At 64.0% G+C, this 16,908-nt stretch carries 11 protein-coding genes; 1 reads left to right on the forward strand and 10 read right to left on the reverse strand.

Annotation, left to right across the window (positions count from 1 at the left end):
• Window positions 1-5: 5 nt before the first annotated feature.
• From AAFF27_23775 to AAFF27_23815, 9 genes are all read right to left on the reverse strand, one after another.
• Window positions 6-3,605 carry a glycosyltransferase gene (locus AAFF27_23775; GenBank protein ID XAH22977.1) on the reverse strand — a complete coding sequence of 1,200 codons (3,600 nt, stop codon included), beginning with the start codon at window positions 3,603-3,605 and terminating at the stop codon, window positions 6-8.
• On the reverse strand, window positions 3,602-4,153 hold the full coding sequence (locus AAFF27_23780; GenBank protein XAH22978.1) for a class I SAM-dependent methyltransferase: 552 nt from the start codon (window positions 4,151-4,153) through the stop codon (window positions 3,602-3,604). Before AAFF27_23780 ends, AAFF27_23775 begins: the two co-directional genes overlap by 4 nt.
• Window positions 4,154-4,164: 11 nt before the next feature.
• The gene (locus AAFF27_23785) at window positions 4,165-5,487 is read right to left on the reverse strand and encodes an ABC transporter ATP-binding protein (GenBank protein XAH22979.1); all 1,323 of its coding nucleotides are present in this window, start codon (window positions 5,485-5,487) and stop codon (window positions 4,165-4,167) included.
• Complete coding sequence (locus tag AAFF27_23790) at window positions 5,477-6,280, reverse strand: ABC transporter permease (protein XAH22980.1); 804 nt, start codon at window positions 6,278-6,280, stop codon at window positions 5,477-5,479. The genes AAFF27_23785 and AAFF27_23790 overlap by 11 nt, the downstream gene beginning before the upstream one ends.
• Before the next feature lie 257 nt (window positions 6,281-6,537).
• Complete coding sequence (gene slmA, locus AAFF27_23795; protein ID XAH22981.1) at window positions 6,538-7,191, reverse strand: nucleoid occlusion factor SlmA; 654 nt, start codon at window positions 7,189-7,191, stop codon at window positions 6,538-6,540.
• Between the two features lie 58 nt (window positions 7,192-7,249).
• Window positions 7,250-8,140 (reverse strand): acetylglutamate kinase, encoded by an 891-nt coding sequence (gene argB, locus AAFF27_23800; protein XAH22982.1) that lies wholly within the window; start codon window positions 8,138-8,140, stop codon window positions 7,250-7,252.
• A 63-nt stretch (window positions 8,141-8,203) separates the two neighbouring features.
• Window positions 8,204-9,307 carry a glycosyltransferase gene (locus AAFF27_23805; protein XAH22983.1) on the reverse strand — a complete coding sequence of 368 codons (1,104 nt, stop codon included), beginning with the start codon at window positions 9,305-9,307 and terminating at the stop codon, window positions 8,204-8,206.
• A gap of 370 nt (window positions 9,308-9,677) precedes the next feature.
• Window positions 9,678-11,576: a hypothetical protein gene (locus AAFF27_23810; protein ID XAH22984.1), complete on the reverse strand. Its 1,899-nt coding sequence runs from the start codon at window positions 11,574-11,576 to the stop codon at window positions 9,678-9,680.
• Window positions 11,577-11,634: 58 nt separating this feature from the next.
• A complete protein-coding gene (locus tag AAFF27_23815; GenBank protein XAH22985.1) occupies window positions 11,635-12,504 on the reverse strand; it encodes a glycosyltransferase in 870 nt (289 codons plus the stop codon).
• On the opposite strand from AAFF27_23815, the gene AAFF27_23820 reads away from it, so the two are divergent.
• Entirely contained in the window at window positions 12,478-16,278 is a 3,801-nt protein-coding gene (locus AAFF27_23820) for a methyltransferase domain-containing protein (GenBank protein XAH22986.1), read from the forward strand. The two genes, AAFF27_23815 and AAFF27_23820, sit on opposite strands and share 27 nt — an antisense overlap.
• On the opposite strand, the gene AAFF27_23825 is transcribed toward AAFF27_23820, so the two are convergent.
• A complete protein-coding gene (locus AAFF27_23825; GenBank protein ID XAH22987.1) occupies window positions 16,275-16,871 on the reverse strand; it encodes a class I SAM-dependent methyltransferase in 597 nt (198 codons plus the stop codon). The two genes, AAFF27_23820 and AAFF27_23825, sit on opposite strands and share 4 nt — an antisense overlap.
• Window positions 16,872-16,908: the final 37 nt, after the last annotated feature.

Consider the following 16,908-nt stretch of genomic DNA (forward strand, 5'->3'; position numbering starts at 1 on the left):
TTGGCTCAGGCCTCGGCCAGGGCCTCGGTGGAAGCGCCTTCCCGCAGTGCCGCAATGCGCTGCGCCATGCGCGCGCGGGCCTCGCCATAGGTGCCCGCGAAGATCTCATTGCGCCGCTTGCGGTTCTCGACGTTGGCGGGCGTGCGGAAGATCGAGGTGACCTTGGGCACGTACGCAAAACGGTGGCCATCCGCGTAGACGTTCCAGAGCACCCAGTCTTCCAGCGCATCCATGTCCACATCGAAGCCGCCGCGCTCCTCAAACAGCCGGCGCTCGAACAGCACGGACTGTATGGCCATGTAGTTGCGCTCCTGCAGCAGCTCCAGATCGAACTCCTGCTTGAGCACTGGCGGCACGGTATAGGAGACCTCCCGGTACTCGCCAGCCACCCCGTCGGGAAAGTCGGTCTCGACCTCCCAGGCCGGTGAATAGGCGGCCACGGCCTCGGTGTTCTGCTGCAAGGCATGGACCAGGGTTTCCACATGGTCGGCGAACAGCAGATCGTCGTCATCCAGGAACAGGCACCAGCGGCCGCGGGCAGCGGCCACGCCGATATTGCCGGTGGTCGAGCGCCCCTGCTTGGGGGCGGCGATGAAGCGGCAGTCCAGCCCGGTCACGCTGGCCACCTCGTCAGCCGCCGCACGCAGGCTGTCGCCACCATCCTGCACGACGATCAGCTCCACCTGCGGATAGGTCTGGTGCGCCACCGACAGCATGGCCTGGCGCAGCAGGCGCTCCCGCCCCTGGAATGTGCGGGTGATGACGCTGACCAGCGGCCGCTCGTCGGCCAGCGGATGGCCCTCCACGAAGGCGCCATCGCGGCGAATCTCGTAGTCCCAGACCTGGAACGGAAACACGGCATCGCTCGATCGCCGCGCCGCCAGCGCCAGAGGCGCCTTGACGGCCAGGCGCGCAAAGCTGCGCACCAGCGCCTTGCGCGCACCGGGAAACGGTTGCGGCAAGACCAGCAGGCCCAAGGCCATCAAGGGCACGATGCCGGCATCTGCCGCCCGCCCGTACTTGAGCCGCAGGTACAGATTGGCAAAGGTGCTGCCCGTGTACTGGACTGGCTTGACCTGGCCGGCCGCCTCGTAGCTGTAGTGCATGACCACGGCCGACGGGCAGTAGCGCAGCACCCAGCCGGCACGCCGCAGCCGATACGACAGCTCCACATCCTCGCCGTACATGAAGATGTTGTCGTCGTAGCCCCCAATCGCCTCGAAGGCCTGGCGCCGCAGCAGCACGCAGGCATGGCTGTTCCAGTTGACGGCGCCCGTGACCGGGTCGTAGAACTTCGGATGCTCGTAGGGCTTCTGCCGCAATTCCCAGGCGGCGCCGGCCGTGTCCTGCAGCGCTGTGGCAACGACCAGCTTGAGCGCACCGGGCTCGAACTCCAGATCGATGTTGGACACCAGCGCGAAGCGGGACCGCCCCTCCGCCAGGCCGGCATTGTGGCCAGCGCCAAAACCATTGTTCGGCCGCCGCAACAGCGCGGCATCCACCCCTGCGGCACGCAGGGCATCGACGGCCGTTTGCAATTGCGCGGGGGTGCTGTCGGTCGACTGGTTGTCAACGAACCACAGGTGCAGCCGCTCCTTTGGATAGTCGAGCGCGCACAGGCTCGCCACGAAGCCTTCCAGCCAGCGTCCGTTGTTGTGGGTCACCACGCTGATGTCGATGTCGGGCCATTCCTGGGGATGGGGCGGCCGCAGCACATCGGGCGCCAGGGACTGGCTGCTATAGCTGTTGCGAAAGCGCACCAGCTGCGTAACGGCGTCCAGCCGCACGCTGGTATTGCCAACCAGGCCGGAGGCGGCAATCAGCCGGGTTCGCATCCGGGTCAGGAAACTGCGCATCGGCAGGGGCAAGCGGCGCAAGGAACGCGACGCCAGCGACCAGCTCAGGCGGCGCGCCTCGGTGAACTCGCCGCGCGCCAGCAGGCCTGCAAAACGCAGTGGCCGCGTGATCTTCCACGAGCGGCTATTGACCAGTGCGCGGATGTCGGCAATGGCCCTGTCATGGCGGCGCGAGAGATCCTCCCACTGGTGCGACATGCCCTCCAGTTGGCGCTCGAGCAGCTGCGCACGCTCCTGCAGTGCGACGATATGGCCCGTCGCCTCGGCCAGCTCCGCAACCTTCTCGCCCTTCTCGTGGCCCAGGGTCCAGATCTGCGCATTGGCCTTGTCCATCGCGGCGTCCAGCGCCTCTTTCAGCTGCTGCAGGTCTTTGAGCTGTACCTGCGCCTGGGCAATGGCAGCCTGGTCCCGTTGCTCCGCCTCACGCAGGCGCACCATTTCCATCTGCATGCCCAGCAGGGTGTTGGCCTGGCCGGCCGAATGCTGCCGGTACTCGATCAGGGGAGCCGCCACGCGCACGGCCTTCCAACCGGCCCCCAGCATGCGCACAAACAGGTGGTGGTCCTCCGGGCCGGTAGAGCCCTGGTAGCCGCCCACCTGGTCAAACGCCTGCCTGCGGTACATGGAAGAGCCATGCATGAAGTTGCGCGTGGACAGCTCGGCCAGGGCCTCGGGAGTCGGCTCGGGAAAGCGCCAGAGGAAGACCGGCCAGCGCTCCAACTTGCTCTGGCCGATGCGCTCAGCGCCCACCCTGGACGCCAGTTCAGCCGCGCGGTGGCCGAAGATCGACATGTCGGTATAGGCGATGGCGGCGTCATCGTTCCGGTCCAGCGCGGCACGGCACTGCGCGACATAGTCGCTGCGCATGCGGTTGTCCGCCCCAAGGAAGCCGATGTAGTCGCCACTGCACAGGCGCACCGCCTTGTTGAAGTTCTCGACGATGCCAAGGTTGCGCTCATTGACCACCACCGTGGCCACGCCGGCGTAGCGCTGCGCGATCTCGGCCGATCCATCGGTCGATGCGTCGTCGATCAGGATGATCTCGTCCGGGGCGATGGTCTGGGCCAGCACCGACTCCATGGCTTCAGGCAGAAAGGCGCCGTAGTTGTAGTTGGCCACCACGATGCTCACCCGCTTCCTGGCAAAGCGGGTGGACTCCACCGCCGTGACCCGGTTGAGCTGGTAGCGATCGCTGTCGTCACCCGCCACGCAGGACAGGGCGCCCTTGTAGCGCGCGCGCACCATATCCACCACGGACGGCGCGTGGTCGCCGTGCGGATAGGCGAACCAGTCGAAATGGGGCGACGGGAATTGCTGCTTCAACGCCTCGGGCACCGTCAGTTCCTCGGCAAGCGCGCTGTCGCCGAGACCTGCCAGCCGCTGGTGGCTGGCGGTATGCCATTGCAGCCGCCCGCCATGTTCCGCCATGGCCTGCAATTGCGGGACCGTGCAGAACTTCGCCAATGGCTCCACTGCGTCGAATGCGTTGTCTCCGCCCAGGTAATTTCCGGTCACGAACAGCTCGAAGGGATAGCCCCACTTCTTCAGCAAGGGAAATGCAAACTGGTAGACGTTTTCATATACCCCATCAAAGCTAATCACCGCGTGGCGTGGATTTCCGCTGTCGTAGTCGGCCAGGTGCACAAGCTCGAACGCGGCCAGGTCCGCCAACTGCCGCTCAAATGCATCCGCCGTGACCCACCACTGGGTCGGGGACGTAGCAGCCACCTTGTGATAGAGAATAATCATTTTACATACACCTCCAGTCGGTGCATGTAATCCCTATAAGGATAAAAATTAACATCAAGCAGCGTGTAGGGGAAGCGGGCAGGACGCCATTCATTGATATGACAGGACACCACCACTCCGTTTTCTGACAGAAATCCATCCACCATGGTCTGCAGCACCGAAAATGCCCCGCCTATGTACTGTGGGTACAAAACCCCTGTAATCACTACCAGATCAAATTTCCCGGCAACGATGGAATCCAGGTCAAACATCGATCCCGCATGAAAAGAGAACCGACGGGCTTCGGCCTCTGCGAGGTTTGCCTGCCGCTTGCGAGCCCACTCGATCGCCGCCGCTGAAATATCCAGCCCGACCACCTGCTGCCCCGGAAGATCAAAGCTCACAAAGCCATTGCCGCAGCCAATATCCAATACGCGGCCCCACTCGCGATCCGGCAGCAGCCCAAGAAGCTCCGACTTTCTGCGTTGGTCATGGGGGTTGTTTTCATATCCCCATGGATCGGCCTCGGCGTAGTGCCGCTCAATATCTTCCGCAGGCTGAATGCTCATGAATATATAAACTATCGATAGAGGTCTACGGAAAATCTCGGCGACACCAGCGCCCAGCGCTGCACGCCCGGTTCCTGCCCACTCACAAAGGAGCCGGCCAGATCAATATGGTCTATGTACTCCGTATTGACCGCTGGCTGATAGTCAACCAGAAATGTCTGGAGCCCGAAGCGCCCCGGACGCAGCCTGTTTTCCAGAGAAATCCGCAGCTTGCAGATATCCCCGATCTTGCAGCCTCGAAGGTCCACCCCTTCATTGTGCGTATTGGTGCCGACCAGCAATTGTCCTGCCGCGTCGACCACATAGAAAGCCACCGTCGGATTCGGCACTGGCTCGTTCACGCGGAACGTGATCTCCACGACCAACTGCTCGGCAAAGCCGACATAGGGCTCCGCGCCGTGCACGCCATTGACGGACAGCGCAAGAATTTCCCCCTGTTGCCGTGAGCCGCTCCGGTGTCCTGCCACGCGCTCGGCGAATTCCTGGTGAATCTGCTCGTCCGAGGACGCGCTGCCAACGGGGGACACGCCGCCCTCAAGCAGTGGCTGCCCCACGATAGCTGCCTCTGTCTCGCGCACATCGGCCAGGTAGCGGCTGCATGCCTCGCCGGCATCGCCGTAGAACACGGCCTCGCCATTGCGCAGGTACAGTGCCCGGCTGCAGAGCCGCTGGACCTGTTCTATATCGTGGGTCACGAACAGGACGGTGCAGCCCCCCGCCGCCAACTCCTTGAGACGCCGCAGGCATTTGAACTGGAACGCGAAATCGCCTACCGCCAAGGCCTCGTCCACGATCAGGATCTCAGGGTCGACATGGATCGCCGCCGCAAAAGCCAGCCGCGCGAACATGCCACTGGAGTATGTCTTCACCGGCTGATCGATGAAATCGCCAATGTCCGCGAACCCCACAATGCTGTCAAAGCGCTGATCGATCTGCTCCTTGCTCAGACCCAGCACCGTGCAATTCATGTAGACGTTTTCCCGACCGCTGTAATCCGGGTTGAAACCAGAGCCCAGTTCCAGCAAGGCAGCAATGCGCCCGAATGTCTCGACCTCGCCCGCTGACGGCGCCAGCGTGCCGCAAATCATCTGCAGCAGCGTTGATTTTCCAGACCCGTTGCGCCCGATGATCCCGACGGTTTCTCCACGCCGAATCTCGAAGCCCAGGCCCCTCAAGGCCCAGAACGATCGGTAATAGCGATGCTCGGCCTGCCCCATGAGCTTGCGCAACCGCGGAAGAATGAACTGCCGCAGCCGCATGGCCGGCGCGTCATAGATGTGATAGCACTTGCCAAGGTCCTGGGCGCGAATCGCAACAGCGGGCTCACAGGACATCGGCAAACCCCCTGCGCGTCTTCTGGAACCAGAAGAAGCCTGCCCAGGCGACCAGCACGGCACCCACGGTATATGCCAGCAGCCCGGTCCAGTTCGGCATGTGCCCCCAGATCAGTACCTCGCGCGTCTGCTCGATGATGAACGTCAAGGGGTTGAGCATCATCCAGATGCGCATGCGCTCCGGCAGCGACGTGACCGGATAGAAAACGGGCGAGAGAAACAGCATGACCGTTGTAAACAGCGCCGTAGTCTGCCCAACGTCACGCACAAAAACTCCCAGCGATGCCAAAATCCATCCCAGGCCCAGGCACATAATGACCAATGGCATTATGACGAAAGGCGTCAACAATACCGACCAATGGACAAAACCATTGAATATTGCAAACGCCATCAGCAGCACAAACAAGCTGACCAGACTATGAAAAAGAGCCCCACCCAATGTCACCACGGGAAGAATTTCAAGCGGAAAAACCACCTTCTTTACGTAGTTGACATTATTCACAATCAACAAAGGGGCACGATTCACCACTTCGGCAAACAGTCCATGAACGATCATTCCCGTAAAAAGCAGTAGCGCAAACAGCGTCTTGCTTTCCACCGGATCGGCGCCACCCCATTTGGTCTTGAACACCACGGAAAACACAAATGTGTAGACCGCCAGCATAAGCACCGGGTTCAAGAATGACCAAAGCAGCCCCATGGCCGATCCCTTATATCGGCCAATGATTTCCCGCCAAGTCATTTGCTGAATAAGCTCATGATGACGCAGGAGTACATTGACCATGGATCTCATTCCCGTAGGGAATGGAGAATGCGGATTCAAATTTTTCCTTGAAGAGGTCCCAATACAGCAATTCATTGTATTGAACGCATGCGAGCCTACTGACACCAACTTGTACTGAAAGGTTAATGTCGGCTCCGTGGCCGATCAGCACATCGAATGCTGTCACCAGCGAGCATGAGGAAAGGCGTCCTTTCCTGCATGACAGGGCATTTTCACCCAAGCGACCCTATGCATCGGGTCACGACCGCTGCGCCTGCAACGTGTGGCTACGCCACCATGCGTGCCAGGCTGCGTTCCAGATGTTCCGAAGGCAAACGGCGAAAGCCCGAGCGCGCGAACCGCTGCAGGCGCCCAACCACGAATGCCGTCAACAACGATGCCAGCACCTGGGCATCCGCATCCGGCGTCGGCGACGCATCTGGCAGGGATGGGGCCACTTCCCGCAGGTTCTGGCGCAGGGCAGCTTCGATCTTGTCGAAGAAGAGATTCATCCGCTGCTGCAGACGCTCATGCTCGAACACCAGCGCATCCCCCACCATGACACGCGTCATACCCGGATTTTTCTCTCCGAAATGCAGCACCATGTCCACGATCTGCCGGGCGCGTGCATCACCGGAGACATCGCGCGCAGCGATCTGCTGCACCAGCGTGAAGACGGATTGCTCGATGAAATCGATCAAGCCTTCGAACATCTGGGCCTTGCTCGCGAAATGGCGGTACAGAGCGGCCTCGCTCACGTCCAATCGGGCCGCCAGTGCAGCCGTGGTGATGCGCTCCGCCCCCGGTGTTTCCAGCATGGCCGCCAGAGCCTGCAGGATCTGGATACGGCGCTCGCCCGGCCGTGGCCGCTTGCGCGACGACGCCGCAATCTCGGACGCCAAGGCGTCCTCCGTGGGGGATGTAAGGGCTGGCTCGGGCATCTTGTAACGGTGCGTATCTTGGTCTGGATTCTCGCACACGCCCCAGCCGGGCCGGCGCTCAGTGCGAGCGGATCATGGTCCCGAAGGCCTGGTCGGTCAGGATTTCGAGCAGCATCGCATGCGGCACGCGTCCGTCGATGATGTGCACAGAGTTAACGCCGCTCTTTGCGGCGTCCAGCGCCCCTTCGATCTTGGGCAGCATGCCGCCGGAGATGGTGCCGTCGGCGAACAGCTCGTCGATCTCACGCGCGCTCAGGTCGGTCAACAACTCGCCAGCCTTGTTGAGCACGCCCGGCGTATTGGTGAGCAGCACCAGCTTCTCGGCCTTGAGCACGGTGGCCAGTTTGCCCGCCACCACGTCGGCATTGATGTTGTAGCTCTCGTTCTCTTCGCCAAAGCCAAGCGGGCTGATCACGGGAATGAACTGGTCATCCTGCAAGGCTTTCACCACCGACGGGTCGATGCTGACAATGTCGCCCACCTGCCCCACGTCATGAAAAAGGCTTGGATCGTCGCGGTCCGGCAGCTGAAGTTTCTTGGCACGGATCAAGCCGCCATCGCGGCCAGTCAGCCCCACAGCCTTGCCGCCGGCCTGGTTGATCAGGCCCACGATGTCCTGCTGCACCTCGCCAGCCAACACCCACTCGACCACTTCCATGGTCTCGGCGTCGGTTACGCGCATGCCCTGGATAAAGGTGCCGGTCTTGCCCAGGCGCTTGAGCGCTGTCTCGATCTGCGGGCCACCCCCATGCACCACCACGGGGTTGATGCCGACCAGCTTGAGCAGCACCACGTCTTCAGCGAAATCAGCCTGCAGCGCCGGGTCGGTCATGGCGTTGCCGCCATACTTGATGACCATGGTCTTGCCGTGGAACTTGCGGATGTAGGGCAGCGCCTGGGCCAGGATTTCAGCCTTGTCGCGCGGCGTAATGGAAGCAGCGTCGGTCATGTTCTTGGGGTGGGGAAAGACAAAAGGTGCGAAATTGTGCCGCAGCCAGGCCGACTGAGGCCGTCAGCGCCGCAACCAGCGCGGCACCTTGAAGCGCACGATCATCAAATACGCCCCAACGTAGGCGAGCGCAAACAATGCGCAAAACAGCATCAGGACCCAGGTGGTGCGCCAGAACATCATCGCCGGCGCCACCGTCAGCATGGTGAAGGCCCAGAGGTAAGGCGCAGTCCGGTTGTTGCGCATCAGGATGCGGCGTGTCTCATCATCGTGGAACACGCGATGCACAACCCGGCGATAAATGAGCTGATGGAAATGCAGCGCATCGGCCACGCTCGGCGACATGCCGCGAGTGAGCTTGCGGTAGATGGAAAAGAACGTCTCCCATATCGGGTAGATCAGCAGCAGCATCGGAAACCATGGCGACACCTGCGGATGGCGCTTGACCAGCACCAGGCTGGCCACCGCGATGCACACGCCCCAGAGGTAGGCACCGCCATCGCCGGCAAAAATCATCCCGCGGGGAAAGTTCCAGAACAGGAAACCCGCCGTGGCCCCCGCCAGGCACAGCAGAATCCCGGCCAATTGCCGGTCCCCTACCTGCAGCGCCACATAGGTCAGCGCCAGACATGCCACCAGCGCGACCATGCCTGCCAGGCCGTTGTAGCCATCGATGATGTTGAAGGCATGCGGCAAACCGGCGACCGCCATCACGGCCAGCGCGACGCCAACCAGGGGCATGCCCGCGAGCGCCGCATCGACCACCGGAATACCAACCCGCGGCAAGGACAGGTCGAACAGACCAACGGCCAGGGCCGCCGAAACACCTGTGAGCAAGAGCCGGAACACCACCGCCAGGCGCTGCGTCACGTCCTCCACGGCGCCGCCGATCAGCGCCGGCAACGCGACCACGGCCCACGCCAGCGCCACGGTGGCCGTGATGTCGAAAAAGCCACGGTTCTGGATATTGAAAGCCACGGCCGCCGCGCCCCAGCCGCAGGCGGTCCCGGCGAAGATGGCCAAGCCGCCCAGACGCGGCACATCGCCCACGTGAAAGCGCTGCGGCTTGCTTTGTCCATAGCGCCGCGCATGGCCGCGCGCGCTGCGTATCAGCAGAATCGCGACGTACGCCGCTACGAACGCGCTCAGGCAGAACAGAAACACCATGGGCAGGAAACCACCGAGGAACTAGGTCAAACACGCGCCAGCGCCGTCACCGGAATATGCATGGCCTTGAACCGCGTCACTGGGCCCGGAGACCCACGCACGGTGCGCGCATTCTCCGGTATTTCTTCTCGCGGCTTTCACGCCCGTGACAAAAAGACAGGCGTTTCACGCCGACCGTACGCCTGCTGGAACAGGCCACGATCTCGTTTTTTCATTGCGCCCCCACATCGCATGAAACTCAGCGGCGCAGAAGGCCGCGGAGCAGGCCATACCAAGACATCCGCGGAACCGGCTTTGCCGGGCCGCTGGATGTGTCCCCCGCAAGGGGGTTGGCGAAGACGCGAAGCGCGTAGCCTGGGGGTGCGCCATCTCAGCGCATCAAGGCCCGCACCGCCGCACGCAGAGGCGCCGAACCGTGATGCGGATTGGCTTCGTCAAAAGACATGACATTGCTCACGCCCTCGCGCCAGGGGCCCGAGCCCTCCGCTTCCGCGAAAAAGGACAGAAACCGGGCGCCATGCTCGGCGTGCCGCCGCAACACGCCCCCCAGCTGCTCCGGCGTCATGGCACGCAGGGGGTGGAACTCGGTCACGCCGTAGTCGCTGCGACCGGTACGGCGCAGCCAGTCAAAGAAGGAAGAGCCATAGCTCGCCTCCCCATACAAGCTCACCCCCAATCCCAGGCTCGCCGGCACATCCAGATCCTGCTCGACCGCGAACTTGCTCACGTCCCAGCCTGGATTGACGAAAGGCAGTATCTGGTGCGAGTAGATACGCTGCGGCGGCACGCAGGAGCCAGCCGCGAGCGCGCGAAAGTGATCCAGATAGTCCCGCACCTGGCTTGCGCGGAACGCGTTCCACAAAGGCACGAGTGGGTTGAAGTAATAGGAAGACAGGTCTGCCGGCGCATCCACATGGAATTCCACGCCCGGCGCAACCGCGCTGGCATGGGGCAGGGCACTGAACGGCAACGCCTGCGGAGCGCTTTGCACCCTGTCCATGACCGCGACACGACGGGTATCCAGACGCGCCAGTTGATCGCCGTCTTCGAGGTAGATATCGAGGCGGTGCATGCCTGGCGGCAAGCCGGCGTAATCCAGATCAAACCGCCAGCCCAGGTCCGCGGTCTTGAACTCCGGACGGGCAGCCAGCACGTCCTGCCGCCCAAAACGCGCCTGCACTCGCCCCACCAATACGCCGTCCTGGTAAATCCGCACCCAGGGTGCGTCTGCGGCCGCTCCACGACCAGGAACATGCACCCAGCCGGCCACCGGCAACGTACCGGCAGCAAAAGCGTCTATGTGCTCCCAATAGTTCTGCAAGGGCTGCGTCCGGATGTCCTTGGAGGGAGGTGTCAGCTCGTCGAAGCTGCGAAAACCGGCGCCCAGCGCAGCATTGAGCCGCTGGACCGAACCGAAGCGTTGCTGCAGAAACTGCCGGAAGCCCCGCACGCTGGATGCGCTGTAGTCCGTAATGACATAAGGACCGGCAAAGCCCATGCCGTCCTCGAACCGTGGAAACATCTGGTGCAGTTCGCCCAGCAACGTCACCCCGCGGACCCGCTCCCGAGCGGCTTGCGGCAACTGGCAAATGCCCGCCAGCAGGGCCTGGATGGCTTCCGCCCTGGCGCGGCTGATGCCGTTGTCCATGCGAACAAAAGACCAGGGATAGATGTCAGTCTGGTAGTAACGGTCCTTGCCCAGCGGACCCGAGGGCGTCTGCAGCAGATTGCCTGCGTCCTGTGCCAATGCGGCCTCGGCCGGCGCACCGCTGGCAAAGTGTGTGGAGAACAGATACAGCACCACCGGACGGTCTGCATCACGCACCGAGCGCACGGCACGTCCGACCGCCGCCTCGTCCACTGCCCAGCGGCCTTGCTGCAGCTTCAGGAACTTGAGCAGCGGCAGATGGAAGGTGTAGCCCATCTCCAGCGTTTCATCGCGGCTGATGCGCCGCTCGCCCAGGGCGTGCAGGGTGGATTCGATGATCGGCGCCGCCGACGCCTGGGACCCCAGGCAATCCTCTGCAATCGCCGGGGCCTTGGCGGCCTCTTCGGGCCGGTCGGCAAACAGGCAGGCATCCAACCCCATCATGGGCGCCAGCAGCAGACGGCCGGGCCGCGCCGGCATCAAGCTGCCCAGCAGCAGCACAATCACCAAAAACACCAGCAGCGCCACCGCCAACGCACGGCCGGAATACACGCGACGCGGGTCGGGCGACGGGGGACGGGAGGGCGAATCGCCGGACGGCAGAGTGGATGGGAGTGTCATGAGGTGAATTGAAAAGCGCGGGCCATGCGCGCTACCGGCGGCCACGTTCTGGCTAGGTTCATGTGGGGGAGCGACGACTCGCACGGGTCCAGAGATAGCGCCACAGCACAGGCCTGGTCCACAGCCGCCACAGACTCTGGAGGTGCCAGACCAGATGGCTCCGCTGCCGATGGCTGGCGCGCTGCGCCTCGTGCACCGCCTCTGCCGGCACGTGCAGCAAGCGCCAGCCGCCCAATTGCAAGCGCAGGCAAAAGTCCACATCCTCGCAGTACATGAAGTACCGCTCGTCAAAGCCGCCCAACTGCCGGTAGACCGAGGATGGCAGCACCCACAAGGCAGCACTGGCCCAGTCCACCCGGGCATCAGCGCGCCGCAACACGCGCCGTCGAAACAGGGCCCAGGGCGTTACCGCCGCACGCTCGCTGTCCTGCTGCGTGCCGTCGGTGTCCAGCAGCCGCGGGTAGGCGCAGCCAACGCCGGGCAAGGACGCCGCCTCGCAAAGGGCCGGCCACAGTGACGGGTCCGGCAAGCGGATATCGGGGTTCAGCACACAAAACAGCGGCGCCTGGGCCTGCTTGAATGCTTCATTGTGGTTGGGGCCAAAGCCCTTCGGTGCGGTATTCACGATCTGCGTCAGCTGGAACGGCCAGCCCGCATCCTGCAGGGTCCCGTTTGCTGGCGGCAGGTTGTGCGTAAGAATCACCTGCACTATCTGTCCCGCGCCAGTGAGCGCCAACTGTTGCAGGAGCCCTGGCAACCAGGCGTCATGGCCATGGCTCACCACGGACACCGTGAGCCCATTTCCCAAATCTTTACGCCTCTTCACGCCTCGGTCGCACAAGCCAGAATGCTCCTGAAAAGCGGGCATTATCCGGCCAGGGCCGCCCGGCATAATCCCGGGATGACGCAAAAGATAGGAGATCTGCATGTATATCTCCGAGAAATCAAAGACGATGAACGCACATCCCTGTCAGTCCTCTCCGGGCTGATTTCCCGTGGTGCCACCGTGCTGGACCTGGGCACGGGCAGCGGCGCCCTGGGCCAGTACCTACGCGAAACCAGGGAATGCACGGTCGATGGCGTCACGTTCAACGAACAGGAAGCCGCGCATGCGCGCCCGCACTACCGGCAATTGCAGGTTGCCGACCTCGACACCTGCGATCTGGCGCAGATGTTCGGGAGCATGCGCTATGACGCCATCGTCTGTGCCGACGTGCTGGAGCACCTGCGCCAGCCCTCGCGCATCCTGGACGCCGCGCGCACGCTGCTGACGCCCCAGGGGCAAGTACTCATCTCGATTCCCAATGCGGCCTATTGCGGCCTGATCGGCGAATTGATGCTGGGCGAGTTCCGCTATCGGGAAGAAGGCCTGCTTGACAGCACGCACCTGCGATTCTTCACACGCCGCTCACTGGCCCGCTTCCTCCAGGAAGCCGGCTGGTCGCTGGACGGGCTGGAGGAAATCCGGCGTGAACTCGCCTCATCCGAATTCAAGGTGGCCTTCGACAACCTCCCGCCAGCAGTGGCCCGCTACCTGCTGGCGCGGCCGGACGCCCTCACCTACCAGTTCATTGCCAGCACACGGCCAGCAGCGGCGGATGCATTGCCCGCCCCCTTGCCCACAGGCCCCGAAGATGGCCGGGCCGTTTTCACGGCTGAGCTGTACCTCGGCCAGGACGGTCGCTACGACGAGGCATCCAAGCTCACGGCCATAGGCGCCATAGGCGAGCCGCGGCAGGTACTGCGCTTTGACCTGCCCAGCGGGTCGGGCGCCACCCAACTGCGGCTGGACCCAGCAGACCGCCCCGGCTTCCTGCATCTGCACGCGCTGACCCTTCGCGGCGCGCATGGCGAAGCACTGTGGCGCTGGGATGCGGCCACTGATGGCCTTGGCGCACTCCTGGACGCCCCGCACCAGCAAATGGTGCTTTCGCACAACGCCCTGCTGCCCAACGCGGCCATGGTCTTGCTGCATGGCGACGATCCCTGGATCCAGCTGCCCGCCCCCACTGACGCCATGACAGGCGCCAGCGCGCTGGAAGTGGAACTGGGCTGGCCCATGTCGGCCGACTACCTGGCGCTCTCCGGGAGCGTCACGCCACTGGCGCAGCGCATCGAGGAACTGCGCCGACAAGCCGCAGCCGATCATGCCGAGCACGCAGCCCAGGAGCGGGCGTTCCAGCGCGAACGCGCGGAAGCTGCCAACGTCAGCGAACAGCGCGTGCACCTGGCCGAGCAGAACAAGCTGCTGCAGGAACAGCGCCGCGGACTGAACGCCGAACTCAACGCGCTGAAGTCCGACCACCACCGCCTGGTGGGTGAATTCGACCAGCTCGCCACCCATCTGCGCTGGATCGAGCAGTCCACCGTCTTCCGCGCCACCCGCCCGCTGGTCAAGGTGAAGCTGCTGCTCCGGCAATGGCTGAAGCCATCTGCCGGCGCCAACACAGCCAAGCCCCGCGCATCGCACCCCGTGGCACCGCCCGCACAACCGGTGGACGTGATCGTCCCGGTCTACCGCGGGCTGGAGGACACGCGCCGCTGCATCGAGTCGGTACTAGCCCAGAGCTGCAGCACACCGCTGCGCCTGGTGGTCATCAACGATGCCAGCCCTGAGCCCGAAGTCACACAATGGCTGCGCAGCATTGACGGCCAGGACAGCCGCTACCTGCTGCTCGAGAACGAAGAAAACCTGGGCTTCGTCGGAACCGTGAACCGCGGCATGGCCCTCAGCGACGCGCATGACGTGGTGCTGCTCAACAGCGATGCCGAAGTCGCCAATGACTGGCTCGACCGCCTGCGCCGCGCCGCCTACTCCGATGCCCGCGTGGCCTCGGTCACGCCCTTCTCCAACAACGCCACCATCTGCAGCTATCCACGCTTCTGCCAGGACAACGACCTGCCAGCGGGCTACGACACAGCGGCGCTGGACAAACTCTTCGCCGCCGCCAACCCCGGGCAGGCGGTCGACGTGCCGACCGGCATCGGCTTTTGCATGTACATCCGGCGCGACAGCCTGGCCGAAGTCGGCCTGTTCGACGTTGCGGCTTTCGGCAAGGGCTACGGCGAGGAAAACGACTTCTGCCTGCGCGCAACGGCTGCCGGGTGGCGCAATCTGCATGCGCTCGACACCTTCGTCATGCACGCCGGTGGCGTGAGCTTCGGCGCGGGCAAGAGCCCGCGCGAACGCGCCGCCATGGAAACGCTGCGGCGCATGTACCCACACTACGAATCGACCGTTCACCGGTTCATTGCCGACGACCCGGCCCGCGGTGCGCGCCAGGCGGTGGACCTGGCCCGCGTGCAGGCGCGTGGCCTGCCGGTGGTCCTGGCCGTCATGCATGACCGCCAGGGCGGCACATTGCGGCATGTGGGCGAGCTGGCGGAGCACCTGCACGACCGCGCCAGCTTCTTCATGCTGACGCCCACGGCCGGCGGCGTGTTGCTGCGGCTGGTGGGCCAGGACGAGGCCCTGGCCCTGATGTTCCGCCTGCCCGAGGAGTTCGACGAGCTCGTGACCACCTTGCAGGCACTGGGCGTACGCCATATCCACTACCACCACCTGCTGGGACACGGAGCCGAAGTCATGGCGCTGCCCGAAAGACTGGGCCTGCCCTTTGACTTCACCGCGCACGACTTCTACGCCCTGTGCCCGCAGATCTCCATGACAGACAAGCGCAATGCCTACTGCGGCGAGGAAGGCCTCGTCCAGTGCATCGATTGCCTGGAAAGCAGCCCGGCCCCGGGCGGCATGGGCATAGAAGCCTGGCGCGCGCGTTATGGCAGCTTCGTGATCCGTGCCCGCCATGTACTGGTGCCCAGCCGTGATGCCGCGCGCCGCTTCCTGCGCTACCTGCCGCAGGCCGATGTGCGCCTGGCGCCCCATACCGACGTATCCAGCACAGGCCCCCTCCCCGTACCCGAACCACGCCAGTTGCCAGAGAACGCGCCGCTCAAGGTCGTGGTCATCGGCGCGCTCAGCCCGATCAAGGGCGCCGATGTACTGGAAGACGTGGCGACCGAGGCCCACAAGCGCGGCGCCCCGGTGGAATTCCATCTGCTGGGCTACGCCTACCGCAGCCTGCGCACCCAACCCAAGAGCGCGCTCAGCGTCTACGGCGAATACGACGAGGCCGAGCTTCCCGCGCTACTGCAGTGGCTCAAACCCGATCTGGTGTGGTTCCCCGCCCAATGGCCGGAAACCTATAGCTACACCCTGAGCGCCTGCCTGCAGGCCGGCGTGCCCGTGGTGGCACCGGATCTGGGCGCCTTTCCAGAGCGGCTGAGCGGACGCAAGTGGAGCTGGCTGCAGCCCTGGGCCGCTTCTGCTGGTGAATGGCTGCACTTCTTCGAAGACATTCGGGCCCGGCACTTCGTCACCGGCACGTCGCCAGCGCCCTATTGGGCGGTCACAAGCAACGTCGGGGCCGAGGCCTTGATCAGCGACTGGGACTACGCCCGCGACTACCTGACCCACCTCGACCAGATGCCATCCGCACCGCCGGCGGCGCCCCTCACGCGCGAGTTCGTGGCCGCCCACCAAGCGGACCGCACCGACCTGCCCGGGCAGGCAGGCTTGCACGCGCGGCGCGGCTTGCTGCGCACGCTGATACGGCTGCGCTCGGCACCGGGGCTGCGCAGCATTGCCCGCGCCGTGCCCCTGCGCTGGCAGACCCGGATCAAGACCTGGCTGAACGCCTAGGTCCGGTAACCAGGCAGCAGCGCGTAACGCAGTTGCTGCATCAACGAACGGCGCAAGCGGGTCATCCACGCCAGATCAGGCTGGCGGAACACCCCCACGGTGTCGCCCCATGGCGCGCTGTCGGGGTCCGCATGCGGCTCCCAGTCGGTGGACACCTCGCGCAGCTCCAGCGCAGCGTAGTTCGCCAGGGCCCGGTAGCCGTCCGGGTAGAAGCGCCAGCAGTCCTGGGGGTAGCGGTGCTCAGGCCCACGGGATGGCGCCAGCAGAAAGATATGGCCACCGGGTTTCAGCACCCGCGCCATCTCCAGCCATGTAAGCCAAAAATACTCGACATGCTCGAATGCCTGGCCCGACACGACCACATCGACGGAGTAACTGGGGAATGGCAGGCGATAGGGCGAGGTCAGCACCACATCGACATTGGGGCCGGCCGTCAGGTCGACACCGCGGTAGCGCCAGCCCGCCCGATCGAAGAAGGGCTTATAGCTGCCGTTCACGTTATAGCTGCCGATGTCCACGACATCGAGCGCCGGACGATCAGCCAAATGGGTACGCACCAGGCGCTCGACGTGCTGTAGGGAACTTGCGTGCATGGCAGGGGAAATCCAGGGCGTGAGAAATCAGAAGATA

Source organism: Xylophilus sp. GW821-FHT01B05 (assembly GCA_038961845.1).
GTDB lineage: Bacteria > Pseudomonadota > Gammaproteobacteria > Burkholderiales > Burkholderiaceae_C > Xylophilus.